The sequence below is a fragment of the Pseudomonas sp. WS 5010 genome, from assembly GCF_012985565.1.
GTDB lineage: Bacteria > Pseudomonadota > Gammaproteobacteria > Pseudomonadales > Pseudomonadaceae > Aquipseudomonas.
In genome coordinates this window covers 230,939-246,657 of sequence record NZ_JAAQWQ010000004.1, presented here as the reverse complement: position 1 = coordinate 246,657, position 15,719 = coordinate 230,939, and the positions used below count along the sequence as shown (strand labels likewise).

General features: G+C 61.1%; 14 protein-coding genes. 2 read left to right on the top strand and 12 right to left on the bottom strand.

Going from position 1 to position 15,719, the window contains the following annotated elements:
* Positions 1 to 132 precede the first annotated feature (132 nt).
* From HBO11_RS14230 to HBO11_RS14200, 7 genes are all read right to left on the bottom strand, one after another.
* Positions 133 to 1,032, bottom strand: coding sequence for a response regulator (locus HBO11_RS14230; RefSeq protein WP_169955430.1), 900 nt, complete (start codon positions 1,030 to 1,032; stop codon positions 133 to 135).
* A gap of 168 nt (positions 1,033 to 1,200) precedes the next feature.
* Entirely contained in the window at positions 1,201 to 1,962 is a 762-nt protein-coding gene (gene phoU, locus HBO11_RS14225) for a phosphate signaling complex protein PhoU (RefSeq protein WP_057961181.1), read from the bottom strand.
* 70 nt (positions 1,963 to 2,032) lie between these two features.
* Positions 2,033 to 2,866, bottom strand: a complete 834-nt coding sequence (gene pstB / locus HBO11_RS14220; protein WP_029289934.1) for a phosphate ABC transporter ATP-binding protein PstB — start codon at positions 2,864 to 2,866, stop codon at positions 2,033 to 2,035.
* A 164-nt stretch (positions 2,867 to 3,030) separates the two neighbouring features.
* On the bottom strand, positions 3,031 to 4,701 hold the full coding sequence (gene pstA, locus HBO11_RS14215) for a phosphate ABC transporter permease PstA (RefSeq protein ID WP_169955431.1): 1,671 nt from the start codon (positions 4,699 to 4,701) through the stop codon (positions 3,031 to 3,033).
* Positions 4,702 to 4,716: 15 nt separating this feature from the next.
* The gene (locus HBO11_RS14210) at positions 4,717 to 6,750 is read right to left on the bottom strand and encodes an ABC transporter permease subunit (RefSeq protein ID WP_169955453.1); all 2,034 of its coding nucleotides are present in this window, start codon (positions 6,748 to 6,750) and stop codon (positions 4,717 to 4,719) included.
* A gap of 487 nt (positions 6,751 to 7,237) precedes the next feature.
* Positions 7,238 to 8,224: a phosphate ABC transporter substrate-binding protein PstS gene (locus HBO11_RS14205; protein ID WP_169955432.1), complete on the bottom strand. Its 987-nt coding sequence runs from the start codon at positions 8,222 to 8,224 to the stop codon at positions 7,238 to 7,240.
* 291 nt (positions 8,225 to 8,515) lie between these two features.
* Positions 8,516 to 9,796: an MFS transporter gene (locus HBO11_RS14200; protein ID WP_169955454.1), complete on the bottom strand. Its 1,281-nt coding sequence runs from the start codon at positions 9,794 to 9,796 to the stop codon at positions 8,516 to 8,518.
* Positions 9,797 to 10,358: 562 nt separating this feature from the next.
* Here HBO11_RS14200 and HBO11_RS14195 point away from each other — a divergent pair.
* Both HBO11_RS14195 and HBO11_RS14190 read left to right on the top strand, forming a co-directional pair.
* A complete protein-coding gene (locus tag HBO11_RS14195) occupies positions 10,359 to 10,763 on the top strand; it encodes an acyl-CoA thioesterase (RefSeq protein ID WP_003176975.1) in 405 nt (134 codons plus the stop codon).
* 57 nt (positions 10,764 to 10,820) lie between these two features.
* Positions 10,821 to 11,708, top strand: a complete 888-nt coding sequence (locus HBO11_RS14190; protein ID WP_169955433.1) for a D-hexose-6-phosphate mutarotase — start codon at positions 10,821 to 10,823, stop codon at positions 11,706 to 11,708.
* A gap of 126 nt (positions 11,709 to 11,834) precedes the next feature.
* Here HBO11_RS14190 and HBO11_RS14185 read toward each other — a convergent pair whose 3' ends face one another.
* The 5 genes from HBO11_RS14185 to HBO11_RS14165 all read right to left on the bottom strand — a co-directional run bounded on the left by HBO11_RS14185 (position 11,835) and on the right by HBO11_RS14165 (position 15,622).
* On the bottom strand, positions 11,835 to 12,371 hold the full coding sequence (locus tag HBO11_RS14185; protein ID WP_169955434.1) for a DUF3299 domain-containing protein: 537 nt from the start codon (positions 12,369 to 12,371) through the stop codon (positions 11,835 to 11,837).
* A 78-nt stretch (positions 12,372 to 12,449) separates the two neighbouring features.
* Positions 12,450 to 12,695 carry a GlsB/YeaQ/YmgE family stress response membrane protein gene (locus HBO11_RS14180; RefSeq protein WP_029289950.1) on the bottom strand — a complete coding sequence of 82 codons (246 nt, stop codon included), beginning with the start codon at positions 12,693 to 12,695 and terminating at the stop codon, positions 12,450 to 12,452.
* Positions 12,696 to 12,795: 100 nt separating this feature from the next.
* Positions 12,796 to 13,881, bottom strand: coding sequence for a 5-(carboxyamino)imidazole ribonucleotide synthase (locus tag HBO11_RS14175; RefSeq protein ID WP_032856724.1), 1,086 nt, complete (start codon positions 13,879 to 13,881; stop codon positions 12,796 to 12,798).
* A 12-nt stretch (positions 13,882 to 13,893) separates the two neighbouring features.
* Positions 13,894 to 14,385 carry a 5-(carboxyamino)imidazole ribonucleotide mutase gene (purE, locus tag HBO11_RS14170; protein WP_057440545.1) on the bottom strand — a complete coding sequence of 164 codons (492 nt, stop codon included), beginning with the start codon at positions 14,383 to 14,385 and terminating at the stop codon, positions 13,894 to 13,896.
* Positions 14,386 to 14,698: 313 nt separating this feature from the next.
* A complete protein-coding gene (locus tag HBO11_RS14165; protein WP_169955435.1) occupies positions 14,699 to 15,622 on the bottom strand; it encodes a LysR substrate-binding domain-containing protein in 924 nt (307 codons plus the stop codon).
* Between the last annotated feature and the right edge of the window lie 97 nt (positions 15,623 to 15,719).

Sequence of the window (15,719 nt, the reverse complement as noted above, 5' to 3'; positions counted from 1 at the left end):
AGCAAGGGTTCATGACACTGTTGTGTAGACCGACGCCCCTGTAGGAGCCGGCTTGCCGGCGATGGCGGTTTATCTGTCACCGCGCCACGCCATCGCTGGCAAGCCAGCATCTACAGGGATCAGGGGGTTGGTTCAGGCACCCGGCACAAAATGCTTCTGCGCGGTGCCCCGGGCAATCAGCCGGGAGATGTAGTCCAGCTTCTGCGCGTCCTGGTCGATAAAGCGGAAGGTCAGTTGCAGCCAGTCGCTGTCGGGGCGTGGTTCGTAGGCGACGATGGCGTGCAGGTAGCCGTTGAGGCGGGCAGTTTCGGCGTTCTCGCCTTGTTCAAGATCAAGCACAGCACTTTCCAGCACTTGCGGCAGGACGTCGCCACGGCGCACCACCAGCAGCGCCTCCTTGATGCTCAGGCCCTTGATCACACATTGCTGGGTGCCGCTGGACAGACGCAATTGGCCCTGGCCGCGACCGCTGGCGGCCGAGGGGGCGGCGGTGGACTGAACGGGCGGGCTGTTGAGCAGGCCTTTGCTCGGCGCGGCCACCGGGGCGGGCTTGACCGCTTCGGGCTTGCCACCGGTCAGGGCGCTGAGGGAGTCGTTGCCGAAAGCCGAGTTCATCTTGGTCGGCGCACTGGCCAGCAAGGCGTCGAGGCGACCGATCTTATTCAGGGCCTGCTTGACCTTGTTCAGCAACTGTTCGTTGGTGAACGGCTTGCTGACATAGCCGGAGACGCCGGCCTGGATGGCCTGGACCACGTTTTCCTTGTCGCCACGGCTGGTGACCATGACAAACGGCATGGACTTGAGCTGTGGCTGCTCACGGCACCAGGTCAACAGTTCCAGGCCAGACATTTCCGGCATTTCCCAGTCGCACAGCACCATGTCGAAGGTTTCGCGCATCAGGATGGCCTGGGCCTTTTTGCCGTTCACCGCATCTTCAATCTTGATACCGGGGAAGTAGTTACGCAGGCACTTCTTCACCAGGTCGCGAATAAACGAGGCGTCATCCACCACCAATACACTGACTTTACTCATCGACCCTTCATCCTCTCAAAACCCCGGCAAGCAAAACGCTTAACTGATGGCATTTTGCCAAAAACTCGTCAGTCACGCCGGGACTTTATGGCTGCCCGCAGCGCAAAACTCATACGCCACAAACGCAAACGCCCGACCAGAGGCCGGGCGTTTATTTCTCGGGCAATCTTACTTATCGTCAGATTCGGCCGGAACATTAGGGATTTGATCGGCCGTGCCTTCAACTTCGGCTTTCATGCGCTTGAGGCCCATGTGCCGTACGTCGGTGCCGCGTACCAGGTAAATGACCAATTCCGAGATATTGCGCGCGTGGTCGCCGATCCGCTCCAGGGAGCGCAGCACCCAGATGATGCTCAATACCCGCGAGATGGAGCGCGGATCTTCCATCATGTAGGTCGCCAGCTCACGCAGGGCGGTCTTGTACTCGCGGTCGATGATCTTGTCGTACTGGGCCACGGACAACGCCAGGTCGGCGTCAAAGCGGGCAAACGCATCCAGCGCATCGCGCACCATGTTGCGCACCTGGTCGCCGATGTGACGCACTTCGACGTAACCGCGCGGCGCTTCGCCTTCTTCGCACAACTGGATGGCGCGACGGGCGATCTTGGTGGCTTCATCGCCGATGCGCTCCAGATCGATCACCGACTTGGAAATGCTGATGATCAACCGCAGGTCGGAGGCCGCCGGCTGGCGACGAGCGAGGATGCGCAGGCATTCCTCGTCGATGTTGCGCTCCATCTGGTTGATCTGGTCGTCGATCTCGCGCACTTGCTGGGCCAGGCCCGAGTCGGCCTCGATCAGCGCGGTCACCGCGTCGTTGACTTGCTTCTCCACCAGCCCGCCCATGGCCAGGAGGTGGCTGCGCACTTCCTCAAGCTCGGCGTTGAACTGCGCGGAGATGTGGTGGGTAAGGCCTTCTTTGCTAATCATGTTGGCGTCCTTGGAGCGTCCGGTAAGGTGCGGAGAACCGCAGCGTCAGTGCAATAAAAACCACAGCTTCCTAGCCGTAGCGACCGGTGATGTAGTCTTCGGTCTGCTTCTTCGCCGGATTGGTGAACAGGGTATCGGTATCGCCGAACTCCACCAGTTTGCCCATGTACATGAACGCGGTGTAGTCGGAAACCCGCGCCGCCTGTTGCATGTTGTGGGTCACGATGACGATGGTGAACTTGGACTTGAGCTCGTAGATCAGCTCTTCGACTTTCAGCGTCGAGATCGGGTCGAGTGCCGAGCACGGTTCGTCGAGCAGCAGCACTTCCGGCTCCACGGCGATGGTCCGGGCAATCACCAGACGCTGCTGCTGGCCGCCGGACAGGCCGAGGGCCGATTCGTGCAGGCGGTCCTTGACCTCGTCCCACAGCGCCGCGCCCTTGAGGGCCCACTCCACCGCTTCGTCAAGGATGCGCTTCTTGTTGATGCCCTGGATCCGCAGGCCATAGACCACGTTTTCGTAGATAGTCTTGGGGAACGGGTTAGGCTTCTGGAACACCATGCCCACCCGGCGACGCAGCTCGGCCACGTCTTCGCCCTTGCGGTAGATGTTGCTGCCGTAGAGGTTGATCGCGCCTTCCACACGGCAACCGTCCACCAGGTCGTTCATGCGGTTGAAGGTGCGCAACAGCGTGGACTTGCCGCAGCCCGACGGGCCGATAAAGGCGGTCACGCGCTGCTTGGGGATGTTCATGCTGACGTCGAACAGGGCCTGCTTCTCACCGTAGTACAGGCTCAGGCCCGGGACTTCGATGGCCACGGTTTCTTCGGCCAGGCTCAGGCTCTGCTTGTCGCGACCCAGGGCTGACATGTTGATGCCGTGGGAATGGGTTTCATGTTGCATGGGATGCTCCCTGTGCTACCAATTCGTTTCGTTGAACCGCCGGAGCGGCTTACTCAAATTCTGTGTCTGTGGGAGCTGGCTTGCCTGCGATGGCATCACTGCGGTCTTACTGATACACCGCGTCGTCTGCATCGCAGGCAAGCCAGCTCCCACATTGGACCGTGTCAGCTATCCAGTGCCTTGTACTTTTCGCGCAGGTGGTTACGAATCCATACCGCCGACAGGTTCAGGGTGGCGATCACCAGCACCAGCAGGAACGCGGTGGCGTACACCAGCGGACGGGCGGCCTCGACGTTGGGGCTCTGGAAGCCGACGTCGTAGATATGGAAGCCCAGGTGCATGATCTTCTGGTCCAGGTGCAGGTACGGGTAGTTGCCGTCCAGCGGCAGCGATGGCGCCAGCTTGACCACACCCACCAGCATCAGCGGTGCTACTTCACCCGCAGCGCGGGCCACCGCGAGGATCATGCCGGTCATCATCGCCGGGCTGGCCATGGGCAGGACGATTTTCCACAGGGTTTCGGCCTTGGTCGCACCCAGTGCCAGGGAACCTTCACGCACCGTGCGCGGGATTCGCGCCAGGCCTTCTTCGGTGGCCACGATCACCACCGGCACCGCCAGCAGCGCCAGGGTCAACGAGGCCCACAACAGGCCCGGCGTACCGAAGGTCGGCGCCGGCAGGGCTTCGGGGAAGAACAGGCGGTCCACCGAACCACCCAGCACGTACACAAAGAAGCCCAGGCCGAATACGCCGTAGACAATCGCCGGGACGCCCGCCAGGTTGTTCACCGCGATACGGATAATGCGGGTCAAGGTGTTCTGCTTGGCGTATTCACGCAGATAGACCGCCGCCAGCACGCCGAACGGAGTCACGATCATCGCCATGATCAGGGTCATCATCACGGTGCCGAAGATCGCCGGGAAGATCCCGCCTTCGGTGTTGGCTTCCCGCGGGTCATCGCTGAGGAATTCCCAGACCTTGCTGACATAGAAACCCATCTTGGTCAGGGTGCCCATGGCGTTCGGCTGGTAGGCATGCACCACATGGCCGATGTTGATTTCCAGCTCTTTGCCGTTGGCATCACGGGCCGTGAGGCTGTCGCGGTTGAACTGGGCGTGCAGGTCGGTCAGGCGCGCCTCGACGGCCTGGTAACGCGCATTCAGCTCGGCGCGGTCGGCATCCATGTCAGCCTGGGCGGCAGCATCGAGCTTGCCGCTGAGTTCCAGTTTGCGACCGTGCAGGCGGATTCGCTCCAGGCCGGCGTTGATCGCACCAATGTCGCTCTTCTCAAGGGTCTTGAGATCGGCAGCCAACCTGTTCACCCGCTCAACCCGCGCCTGCAGCTCGGGCCACGCCGCCTCGCCTTCGGCGATGACTTTGCCATCCTGCTTGACGTTGACCAGGGTGCCGTAGAAGTTGCCCCACTCACGACGCTCGATGGCCATCAACTCGACAGGCGTGGTCTGGTTGGTCAGCCACTCGCCGACGATCCAGGTGAAGTCATTGCCGTTCAAGTCCCGGTTGCCGACCTTGATCAGCTCGCGGGTCATGAACTCCGGACCTTCGTCCGGCACCGGCAGGCCAGCGCTTTTCAGGCGCTCGCGCGGCACTTGTTCTTTCTGTACCACTTCGCCGATGACGATGTGGTTGGCCTGGCCCGGCACGTTGTAGTTGGCCTGGATCAGGTCGGCCGGCCAGAAGTGACCCAAGCCGCGTACGGCAATCACAGCCAGCAAACCAATGGTCATGATGACCGCGATGGCCACCGCGCCACCGCTGATCCAGACGCCAGGGGCGCCGCTCTTGAACCATCCATTCAGGGAGTTCTGTTTCACAGACTTCTACCTTTCTTAAAGCGACGAGTATTTCTTGCGCAGACGCTGACGGATCAGCTCGGCGAGGGTGTTCATGACGAAGGTAAACAGCAGCAGCACCAGCGCCGAGAGGAACAGCACGCGGTAGTGACTGCCGCCCACTTCCGACTCGGGCATTTCCACCGCGACGTTGGCGGCGAGCGTTCGCAGGCCTTCGAACAGGTTCATTTCCATGACCGGGGTGTTACCCGTGGCCATCAGCACGATCATGGTTTCGCCCACTGCACGGCCCATGCCGATCATCAGCGCCGAGAAAATCCCCGGGCTTGCGGTCAGCAACACCACACGGGTCATGGTCTGCCAAGGCGTAGCGCCCAGCGCCAGGGAGCCCAGGGTCAGGCCACGCGGCACGCTGAACACGGCGTCTTCGGCGATGGAGTAGATGTTCGGGATCACCGCAAAACCCATGGCCAGGCCGACTACCAGGGCGTTGCGCTGGTCGTAGGTGATGCCCAGGTCGTGGGAGATCCACATGCGCATGTCACCACCGAAGAACCAGGTTTCCAGGTACGGGCTCATGTACAGCGAGAGCCAGCCCACAAACAGGATCACCGGGATCAGGATCGCGCTTTCCCATCCATCGGGAACCCGCAGGCGGATCGACTCAGGCAGGCGGCTGAAAACAAAGCCGGCGACGAGGATGCCAATCGGCAACAACATCAGCAGGCTGAAAATCCCCGGCAGGTGCCCTTCGACATACGGCGCCAGGAACAGGCCGGCGAAGAAGCCGAGGATCACCGTCGGCATCGCTTCCATCAGCTCGATCACCGGCTTGACCTTGCGGCGCAGGCTCGGAGCCATGAAGTAAGCGGTGTAGATCGCCGCGGCGATGGCCAGGGGTGCAGCCAGCAGCATGGCGTAGAACGCGGCCTTGAGCGTACCGAAGGTCAGTGGCGCCAGGCTCATCTTCGGTTCGAAATCGCTGTTGGCGGCGGTCGATTGCCAGACGTATTTAGGCTCGTCGTAGTTTTCGTACCAGACCTTGCTCCACAACGCGCTCCAGGACACTTCCGGGTGCGGGTTGTCGAGGGTCAACGGCTGCAGCTTGCCGCCGGCTTCGACGATCACGCGGTTGGCCCGTGGCGACATGCCAAAGATGCCCTGGCCTTCGACCACCGGGTCCACCAGCAAAGTGCGGTGCGCGGTACTGTGGAACACCCCGAACTTGCCGGAGGCATCCAGGGCGGTGAAGCCTTTGCGACGCTCTTCAGCGGTGATTTCAACGATAGGCGTGGTGCCCATCTGGAAAGTCCGGATCTGCTTGAGGTGTTGCTCGCCATCCGGGTCACGGGCCATGAACCACTGGGCCAGGCCACCCTTGGAGTCGCCGACGATCAGCGAGATACCGCCCACCAGTTGGGTGCTGGCGGTGATTTCAGCGTTGCCATCTTCCAATAATTTGTATCGACCGTTGAGGCTGTTGTCCCGCAGGCTGAACACATCGGCCAGGGCGCGACCGTTGATCACATACAGCCATTGCTGGCGCGGATCGACGAAGATCGCTTTAACAGGCTCGGTCATTTGCGGCAGGTCGATGCGCTTCTGCTCGCTGACCACTTCGCCGGTCATCATGTTTTCTTCGCGGCTCACCGACAACACGTTCAGGTGCGAACCGGCAGAACCGGCAACGATCAGCGAGCTGTCAGTGGCGTTGAGGGCGACATGTTCCAGCGGCCGACCGGCTTCGTCGAGCACCATTGGCGTGTCGCCGTAGGGGTATTCGATCTCGGGCGAAATGGTCTTCTTGCCGTCCGGGTACGACACTTTATAAGAGTGACGGAACACCAGGGACTGGCCATTGGATAAGCCAAGGATTACCAGCGGGCTGCCGGGCTGGTCTTCACCGATGGACACCACGCTGGCGCCGGCCGGCAGGGCCAGGTCGACACGCTTGAGTTCAGCACCGGTATCAACGCTGAAGAACAACGCCTGGCCCTTGTCGGAAACCCGCATGGCGACCTGGTTCTGCTCTTCCAGCGAGATCAGCAACGGCTTGCCGGCATCCTGCATCCAGGCCGGGCTCAGGGCCTCGTCCTTGGTCAGGCTGGCACCCTGGAACAGCGGCGCGACCACGTAGGCCAGGAAGAAGAAAATCAGCGTGATAGCGCCGAGGACGGCAAGGCCGCCGACCAGTACGTACCAACGGGTCAGGCGGTCCTTGAGCGCGCGGATGCGGCGCTTGCGTTGCAGCTCAGGCGTATTGAAATCAATGCGCTTGGGAGGAGAAGTCGTCGTCATGGTGGAATTGGCCAGATCATTCATGCGCACACCCTAGCGATCCTGTATGACAGAAAGATGACAATGCAGTGACGCAAAAAATCCGCCGCGTAGCAGGGCTGGCAGCGGACCGAAAAATTAGGGGTGTAGATCGGCTTGTCATGGGAGCGGGCTGGCCCGCGATGGCATCAACACGATTTCAATTTTAAACCGCGTCGCCTGCATCGCGGGCAAGCCCGCTCCCACACAAGAGCATGCATCTACACCAGGTAGTGCAGGCTTATTTGCCTTCTTTCAGACCCAGGTCAGCCAGTGCCTTGGCGGCAACTTTGGCTGGCAGTGGGATGTAGCCATCCTTGACTACAACTTCCTGGCCCTGTTTGGACAGAACCAGTTTCACGAACTCGGCTTCCAGCGGGGCCAGAGGCTTGTTCGGAGCCTTGTTGATGTACACGTAGAGGAAACGCGACAGCGGGTACTTGCCGTTCAGGGCGTTTTCTTCGGTGTCTTCGACGAACTCGCCGCCTTCTTTCTTGGCCAGGGCCACGGTTTTCACGCTGGCAGTCTTGTAGCCGATGCCCGAGTAACCGATGCCGTTCAGCGAGGAGCTGATGGACTGCACGACCGAAGCCGAGCCTGGTTGTTCGTTGACGTTTGGCTTGAAGTCACCTTTGCACAGCGCTTCTTCCTTGAAGTAGCCGTAGGTGCCGGATACCGAGTTACGACCGAACAGTTGCACTGGCTTGTTGGCCAGGTCACCGGTCACACCCAGGTCACCCCAGGTCTTGGCGTCAGCCTTGGCGCCGCACAGGCGAGTCGACGAGAACACGGCATCGACCTGAGCCATGGTCAGGTGCTTGATCGGGTTGTCCTTGTGTACGAATACAGCCAGGGCGTCCACGGCCACCGGGATAGCCGTCGGCTTGTAGCCGTATTTGTTCTCGAAAGCCTGCAGTTCGTTGTCCTTCATCTTGCGGCTCATCGGGCCCAGGTTAGCGGTGCCTTCGGTGAGTGCAGGCGGCGCGGTGGAAGAACCGGCGGCTTGAATCTGGATGTTTACGTTCGGGTATTCTTTTTTGTAGTTCTCGGCCCACAGGGTCATCAGGTTGGCCAGGGTATCGGAACCGACGCTGGACAAGTTGCCCGATACACCAGTGGTCTTGGTATAGGCCGGAATTGCCGGGTCAACACCAGCGGCCACCGCGTGGGCAGTCGCAACGCCAGCAGCGACAAAAGTCATTGCCGCCATCAAACGCTTCAGTTTCATGCCTTACTCCTAGCAGATAGGGATAGTTGGATCGGGGCCAAGTATCGGTAGGCCGTGTGAACACTCTATGTCTGGAATATGACAATTAGATGAAAGGCCAGTATTGGCTAGGAAAGCGGATGCGGGGGGGACGCTGAGTAAACGCGGGGGCGAGGCGAGGGATTGCGGTAATTTTAGAAACACTCTGTAAACGTTGCAGGAGCCGGCTTGCCGGCAATGGGCCCTTGAATTGTGCACTGATCAAGGGACGCCATCGCCGGTAAGCCGGTTCCTACAGGGGACTTGCCAGGTTCAGCGCCCGCGTTTCCACAGGTAGGCACCCACCAGCATCCCCATCGTGCAGATCACGGCAACGTAGTACGCCGGGCCCATTGGGCTTTCTTTCATCAGCAGCGACACCACCAACGGCGTCAGACCACCGAACACCGCGTAGGCAACGTTGTAGGAAAACGACAGGCCGCTGAAGCGCACCACCGGTGGGAAGGCCTTGACCATCACGTAGGGCACCACGCCGACCACGCCGACGAACAGGCCGGTAAGGGTGTACAGCGGGAACAGCCAGTTTGGGTGGTCCAGCAGGCTGTGATACAGCGTCCACGAGGTCGCGAGCAGCAATGCGCAACCGGCGATCAGCACGCGCCCGGCGCCAAAGCGGTCAGCCAGTGCGCCGGAAAGGATGCAGCCCAGGCTCAGGGTGACGATCGCCAGGCTGTTGGCCTGCAACGAGACTGTCGGGCTGAAGTGGTAGATGGTCTGCAGCACGGTCGGGGTCATCAGGATCACGACGACGATGCCGGCCGACAGCAGCCAGGTCAGCAGCATCGACAGCACGATGGCACCACGATGGTCACGCAGGACCGCACGCAATGGCAGCTCGGCGGCCAGGGTCTTGCGCTGCTGCATTTCGGCGAAGATCGGCGTTTCGTGCAGCCAGCGGCGCAGGTACACCGAGAACAGGCCGAATACACCGCCCAACAGGAACGGGATCCGCCAGGCGTAATCCGACACTTGCTCCGGGGTGTAGATCGTGTTGATGGCGGTGGCCACCAGCGAACCCAGGAGGATCCCGGCGGTCAGGCCGCTGGTCAGGGTGCCGCAGGCGTAGCCGATATGGCGTGGTGGGACATGTTCAGAAACAAAAACCCACGCCCCCGGCACTTCGCCACCAATCGCCGCGCCCTGGATCACGCGCATCAGCAGCAACAGGATCGGAGCCCACAGGCCGATCTGCGCGTAGGTCGGCAACAGGCCCATGATCAGGGTCGGCACGGCCATCATGAAGATGCTCAAGGTGAACATCTTCTTGCGCCCCAGCAGGTCGCCGAAGTGCGCCATGATGATCCCGCCCAGCGGCCGCGCCAGGTAGCCGGCGGCGAAGATGCCGAAGGTCTGCATCAGACGCAGCCATTCGGGCATGTCGGCGGGGAAAAACAGCTTCCCGACCACAGTGGCGAAGAACACGAAGATAATGAAGTCGTAGAACTCCAGCGCGCCGCCCAGGGCCGACAGCGACAGGGTTTTGTAGTCGTTGCGGTTCAGCGGTCGTGCGGGCGGCGCAATGCTTGAAGGCACTGTGGTCATGGCAAGGCTTCTCTTATTAGGTCAGATCAGGAATCCGCAACAGTGCTGGTTTGGCCTGGCAGGTCCGGCAAGATAACAAATTGCCTGGAAAAGCACAGTCTAAACACCTGCACAGCGGTTGGCGCCGACTCGCAAAGTCACCACCTTGCAAGGCCCGCCTCTTCCTTCTTCGAATTATTGTCGGGGACCAAAAACGCCAGCAAATACTGGGGTGCAGGGTTTAAAAGAAACAATGGTCAAACCCCTCAAGTTGCATGACTGTTTTGGCCATTTGCCTGACACCTTCAAAGCCACGCAGATAGATGTACAAAATCCGGCCCCAATGGTCGTCGCGCAGGCTAGCGACCGATATACTGCCCGCCTTGCACCGGCATATCAGTGGAAGTTGCGCGAAAACGTCGTTGGCACCGGCCAGCCGATTTCGCAGAGTTTCCCTCAAGGCGCCTTTCGAAAAACGTGACGAACGTAGTATGTTCGGGGCTGAATCGTTTTTCCAAGACGGCTATTCACCGATTACATAGTCCAAGAGTCACGGGTCAGAGGCACCCCCGGCATGATCGAACTCGAACAAGAAGATCCTATCCCGCAAGGCGATCTCGCCCTGCAAATCACCGCACTGCCCCGTGAAACCAACGGTTTCGGCGATATTTTCGGCGGCTGGCTGGTAGCGCAGATGGACCTGGCCGGCACGGCAATGGCCAGCAAGGTCGCCGGCGGCCGCGTGGCTACCGTAGCCATCGACCGCATGGCCTTCCTGGTTCCGGTGGCGGTGGGCGCGCAATTGTCCTTCTACACCCAGGCCCTGGAAATCGGCCGCAGCTCGATCCAGATGATGGTCGAAGTGTGGAGCGACGACCCGCTGTCCAGCGAATGGCGCAAAGTCACCGAGGCGGTGTTTGTGTTCGTCGCCATCGATGGCAGCGGGCGCACCCGGTCGGTTCCGTCGCGAGCGCGTTAAACCTCGCGGCGGTTTGACGGTCCATTGCCCCATTGCCTGTCACTAAGAGAGCCTTGTATGCCTACGCCCCACGTTGAAGCCGTGAAAATGGATGAGCTGAACTGCTGGCGCATCCGCCACAACGGCGCCGAAGTGCTGGTGGCCCAACAGGGTGCGCACGTGTTCAGTTACCAGCCCGCTGGCGCTAAGCCGGTGATCTGGCCAAACGAGCAGGCTGTGTTCAAGGCTGGCAAAGGTATCCGTACGGGTGTGCCGGTGTGCTGGCCGTGGTTTGGTGTGTTCGAGCGCAACCCGCAAAGCGTCAAGGCGATGCGCCAGAGTGATCAGCCGGCCGGCGCCCATGGTTTCGCGCGCACGGCCATCTGGACCTTGGCCGGCGTCGAAGACAATCGGGTTGAACTGGTCCTGCCGGCACCTGCTGACGGCTTCCCTGGCTGGCCCCATCAGGTCGATCTGAAAATGAGCATCCTGCTCGACGAGCAACTGCATATCCGCCTGACCAGCCACAACCGCAGCACCGACACCGTGACCATCAGCCAGGCGCTGCACAGCTACTTCGCGGTCAGCGACGTACGCAAGGTGCAGGTCGAAGGCCTGGACGGATTGGACTATATCGATACCGCCGACGGCTGGGTGACCAAAAAGCAATCCGGCCTCCTGCACTTTACTGCCGAGACCGACCGCATCTACCTCGACACGCCGGCACAGTTGAACATTGTCGATAAAGACTGGCAGCGCCAGATCCAGCTCACCAGCCAAGGATCAAAATCGACCGTGATCTGGAACCCCTGGACTGAACGCGCCAAGGCCTTCGATGACATGGCCGACGATGGCTGGCAGGGCATGCTGTGCATCGAGACGGCGAATGTGCTGGACGATGTGGTGGCACTGGCACCGGGCGCTAGTCACACCATGGGCGTGAGCATCGCCAGTCTGCCCCTGTAACCTAACCAAAATGTAGGAGCGGGCTTGCCCGCGATAGCGGTGTTTAAGCCGATACATTCGGCGACTGATACACCGCTATCGCGGGCAAGCCCGCTCCCACACAAGCCGGGGGTTTTGTAGCGCTGGTTATAGATCCGCTTCCTGCACCACCCTCACCACTCCCGCATCCAGCGCATAAGCCGCATCCGCCAGGTCGTTGTTGACCGTCTCTACCTTCAAGGTGCCGGTCACCCATAGCGGCGTGTAGATGTCATCCAGCTTCAAGCCCTTGGGATAGCGCACCAACACCAACTGATTTGGCGGCGGCGGCGGCACGTGGATGCACGCGCCCGGGTAAGGCACCAGGAAGAACAAGGTGCTGCGGCCCTTGGCGTCGGTTTCCAATGGCACCGGGTAGCCCCCCAGGCGGATATGCTTGCCGTTCAGGGCGGCCACGGTCTTGGTCGAGTACATCACCGCCGGCAAGCCTTTGCTCTGCTTCAAGCCACCCTTTTCGGTAAAGGTGCCCAGGGCTTCCGGGGAGTTGTGGTCGATATCCGGCATTTGCTCCAGGGCTTTCTGGTCTGACTCAGGCATCAGTTCCAGCCAGTCGGTTTCCGGCAATTGGGCGGCGTGTGCCAGGCTTGAACCCAGCAAAAGGACAGTCAACAGGAGGCGGCGCATGAAGGGGCTCGGCAAATGAACACAGTGCCGGCATTCTAGCCCTCTGCGCCTGCGCAGCGCAGAGGGCTTGTCGCTAAATCATTTCTTTTTCAGCAGACCGTAGATCACCAGCAACACGATGGCACCGACCAGCGCGCCAATGAAGCCTGCGCCCTGGCCTGCCTGGTAGATACCCAGCGCCTGGCCGCCATAGGTCGCCGCCAGGGAGCCGGCGATACCCAGCAGGATGGTCATGATCCAGCCCATGCTGTCGTCGCCTGGTTTCAGGAAACGCGCCAGCAGGCCGACGATCAAACCGATAAAGATGGTCCCAATGATACCCATGGCATTTCCCTCTGAATGAAAGTTAGCTGAAGCCTAGTCAGACTTTGGCATCCTGCAATCAGAGGATGGCGGTCACCAATGGTTCCCGCCAGCCCGTGGGTTATTGCGCGGCGATCAGTGCCTGGACCTTGGCGATCTGCGCGTCGAGTGTCGCGCGGTCCTTGCAACGCAGGTTGGCGTGGCCGACCTTGCGCCCGACCTTGAAGGCCTTGCCGTAGTGATGCAGGTGGCAGTCATCAATCGCAATGACCTGCTCTACCGGCGGCACCACACCAATGAAGTTGAGCATCGCGCTCTCGCCCACCTTGGCCGTGGAACCCAGTGGCAGGCCCGCAACCGCCCGCAGGTGGTTTTCGAACTGGCTGCACTCGGCGCCTTCGGTGGTCCAGTGCCCGGAGTTGTGTACACGCGGGGCGATTTCGTTGGCCTTGAGGCCACCGTCCACTTCAAAGAATTCGAAGGCCATCACGCCGACATAATCCAGTTGCTTGAGCACGCGGCTGGAATAGTCTTCGGCCAGGGCCTGCAACGGGTGGTCGGTGCTGGCCACGGACAGCTTGAGGATGCCGCTGTCGTGGGTGTTGTGCACCAACGGGTAGAAGCGCGTTTCGCCATCACGGGCGCGCACGGCCACCAGCGAGACTTCGCCGGTGAACGGCACGAAGCCTTCCAGCAGGCAAGCAACGCTGCCCAGCTCGGCGAAGGTGCCGACCACATCGGCGTCAGTACGCAGGACTTTCTGGCCCTTGCCGTCGTACCCCAGGGTGCGGGTTTTCAGCACAGCCGGCAGGCCGATGCTGGCTACGGCAGCGTCCAGGTCCGCCTGGGACTGGATGTCGGCGAAGGCCGGGGTCGGAATGCCCAGGTCCTTGAACATGCTCTTTTCGAACCAGCGATCACGGGCGATGCGCAGGGCTTCGGCGCTCGGGTACACCGGCACGAATTGCGACAGGAACGCCACGGTTTCGGCCGGCACACTTTCGAACTCGAAGGTCACCAGGTCGACTTCATCGGCCAGTTGGCGCAAGTGGTCCGGGTCGCTGTAGTCCGCCCGCAGGTGTTCGCCCAGGGCCGCCGCACAGGCGTCCGGCGCCGGATCAAGAAACGCGAAGTTCATCCCCAGCGGCGTACCCGCCAGGGCCAGCATGCGACCCAGTTGGCCGCCACCGATTACACCGATTTTCATCAATCAACAACCTCAGGCGATGCGTGGGTCTGGATTGTCCAGGACGCTGTCAGTCTGTTCGGCGCGGAATTTCTTCAGGGCCGCGTGGAACTGTGGATGCTTGGCGCCCAGGATACTGGCCGACAGCAATGCCGCGTTGATCGCGCCAGCCTTGCCGATCGCCAGGGTGGCCACCGGAATGCCGGCGGGCATCTGCACGATGGACAGCAGCGAATCCACGCCCGAGAGCATCGACGACTGCACCGGCACACCGAGTACCGGCAAGTGGGTCTTGGCCGCACACATGCCCGGCAGGTGGGCTGCGCCACCGGCACCGGCGATAATCACCTCGATGCCACGGGATTCTGCTTCATCGGCATACTGGAACAGCAAGTCCGGCGTGCGGTGGGCGGAAACCACCTTCACTTCAAACGGAATGCCGAGTTTTTCCAGCATATCGGCGGTGTGGCTAAGGGTGGACCAATCGGACTTGGAGCCCATGATCACGCCAACCAATGCACTCATCGTCGTGCCTCTTCTCTCTGGGCGCCCGCAGGCGCGTCAAAAAACAACAAGCCACGCGGGAAATCCGGCGTGGCTTGTTGTACGAATTAAGGCCGGTTGGACCGGCCGAAGGCCGCGCAGTATACCGTAATAATGCAGATAAACAGCCCCTGGAATGACCATCTGTCTTACCGGTCAAACCTGCGGTTTTATTGACTTCAGAGTCAGCCAAAACACCCAAAACCTGTAGGAGCCGGCTTGCCGGCGATTGCGGTCAATCAGCACCAAATATTCGACTGGCACACTGCTATCGCTGGCAAGCCAGCTCCTACAGTTAACCGCGTTCGGTCGGCGGATTCTGCGCCGCCCCACCTTCCAACTTGCGCCACAACAACCGCACGTTCGCCTTGCGCACCAACGCGCAGCGATACAGGCGGATCTCCAGCGGGACATGCCACTGCGGCCCGCCGCACACTACCAGTTCACCCCGGGCCAGCTCGGCGCGTACGCTCAACTGTGGTACCCAGGCAATCCCCAGCCCTTCCAGCGCCATGCTTTTAAGGCTGTCGGCCATGGCGGTTTCATACACCGTGGTAAAGCGCAGGGCGCGCTGGCGCAGCAGCAGGTTCACCGAACGCCCGAGGAATGCCCCAGCGCTGTAGGCCAGCAATGGCACGCTGCCCTCGCCTTCCAGGTCAAACAGCGGCTTGCCATCGGCATCGGCGGCGCACACCGGAAGCATTTCGGTGTTGCCCAGGTGCAGCGACGGGAAAATATCCGGGTCCATCTGCATTGCCGCATCCGGGTCGTAGAACGCCAGCATCAGGTCGCAGCCACCTTCGCGCAGGGCATGCACCGCGTCGCCGACGTTGGTCGCGACCAGCCGCGTGGCGATGTTCAGCCCTTCGTTGCGCAATTGCGCGATCCAGCGTGGGAAAAAGCCCAGCGCCAGGGAGTGCGCCGCCGCGACTTGCATGACTTCGCCCTGGCCGCCTTCAAGGTGATGCAAATGGCGTAGCACTTCGCCCAGTTGCTCGACCACCGTGCGCGCCGTTACCAGGAACAACTGCCCCGCCGCCGTCAATTCGACCGGCGTGCGCGAACGGTTGACCAACGTCAGCCCCAGGGCCGCCTCAAGGCTGCGGATGCGTCGACTGAAGGCCGGCTGGGTGACAAAGCGCCGCTCCGCCGCCTGGGAGAAGCTGCGCGTGGCCGCCAGGGCGCTAAAGTCTTCCAGCCATTTGCTTTCAAGGTTCATCTGATTCTCCAGGGCACGCACCATTTTGGCACACACGCCCGCCATGTTAACCGGGTCACATCAACATTATGCCGTTTGTGCATAGGCCAGCGCTTAA

Excerpts from the sequence above, each read along its gene's own strand:
- purE (WP_057440545.1), bottom strand. The coding sequence starts at position 14,385 with ATGAGTGCATTGGTTGGCGTGATCATGGGCTCCAAGTCCGATTGGTCC.
- HBO11_RS14175 (WP_032856724.1), bottom strand. The coding sequence starts at position 13,881 with ATGAAAATCGGTGTAATCGGTGGCGGCCAACTGGGTCGCATGCTGGCC.
- pstB (WP_029289934.1), bottom strand. The coding sequence starts at position 2,866 with ATGCAACATGAAACCCATTCCCACGGCATCAACATGTCAGCCCTGGGT.
- HBO11_RS14230 (WP_169955430.1), bottom strand. The coding sequence starts at position 1,032 with ATGAGTAAAGTCAGTGTATTGGTGGTGGATGACGCCTCGTTTATTCGC.
- phoU (WP_057961181.1), bottom strand. The coding sequence starts at position 1,962 with ATGATTAGCAAAGAAGGCCTTACCCACCACATCTCCGCGCAGTTCAAC.
- HBO11_RS14165 (WP_169955435.1), bottom strand. The coding sequence starts at position 15,622 with ATGAACCTTGAAAGCAAATGGCTGGAAGACTTTAGCGCCCTGGCGGCC.
- HBO11_RS14185 (WP_169955434.1), bottom strand. The coding sequence starts at position 12,371 with ATGCGCCGCCTCCTGTTGACTGTCCTTTTGCTGGGTTCAAGCCTGGCA.
- HBO11_RS14210 (WP_169955453.1), bottom strand. The coding sequence starts at position 6,750 with ATGCAGGATGCCGGCAAGCCGTTGCTGATCTCGCTGGAAGAGCAGAAC.
- HBO11_RS14180 (WP_029289950.1), bottom strand. The coding sequence starts at position 12,695 with ATGGGTATCATTGGGACCATCTTTATCGGTTTGATCGTCGGCCTGCTG.
- HBO11_RS14190 (WP_169955433.1), top strand. The coding sequence starts at position 10,821 with ATGCCTACGCCCCACGTTGAAGCCGTGAAAATGGATGAGCTGAACTGC.
- HBO11_RS14195 (WP_003176975.1), top strand. The coding sequence starts at position 10,359 with ATGATCGAACTCGAACAAGAAGATCCTATCCCGCAAGGCGATCTCGCC.
- HBO11_RS14205 (WP_169955432.1), bottom strand. The coding sequence starts at position 8,224 with ATGAAACTGAAGCGTTTGATGGCGGCAATGACTTTTGTCGCTGCTGGC.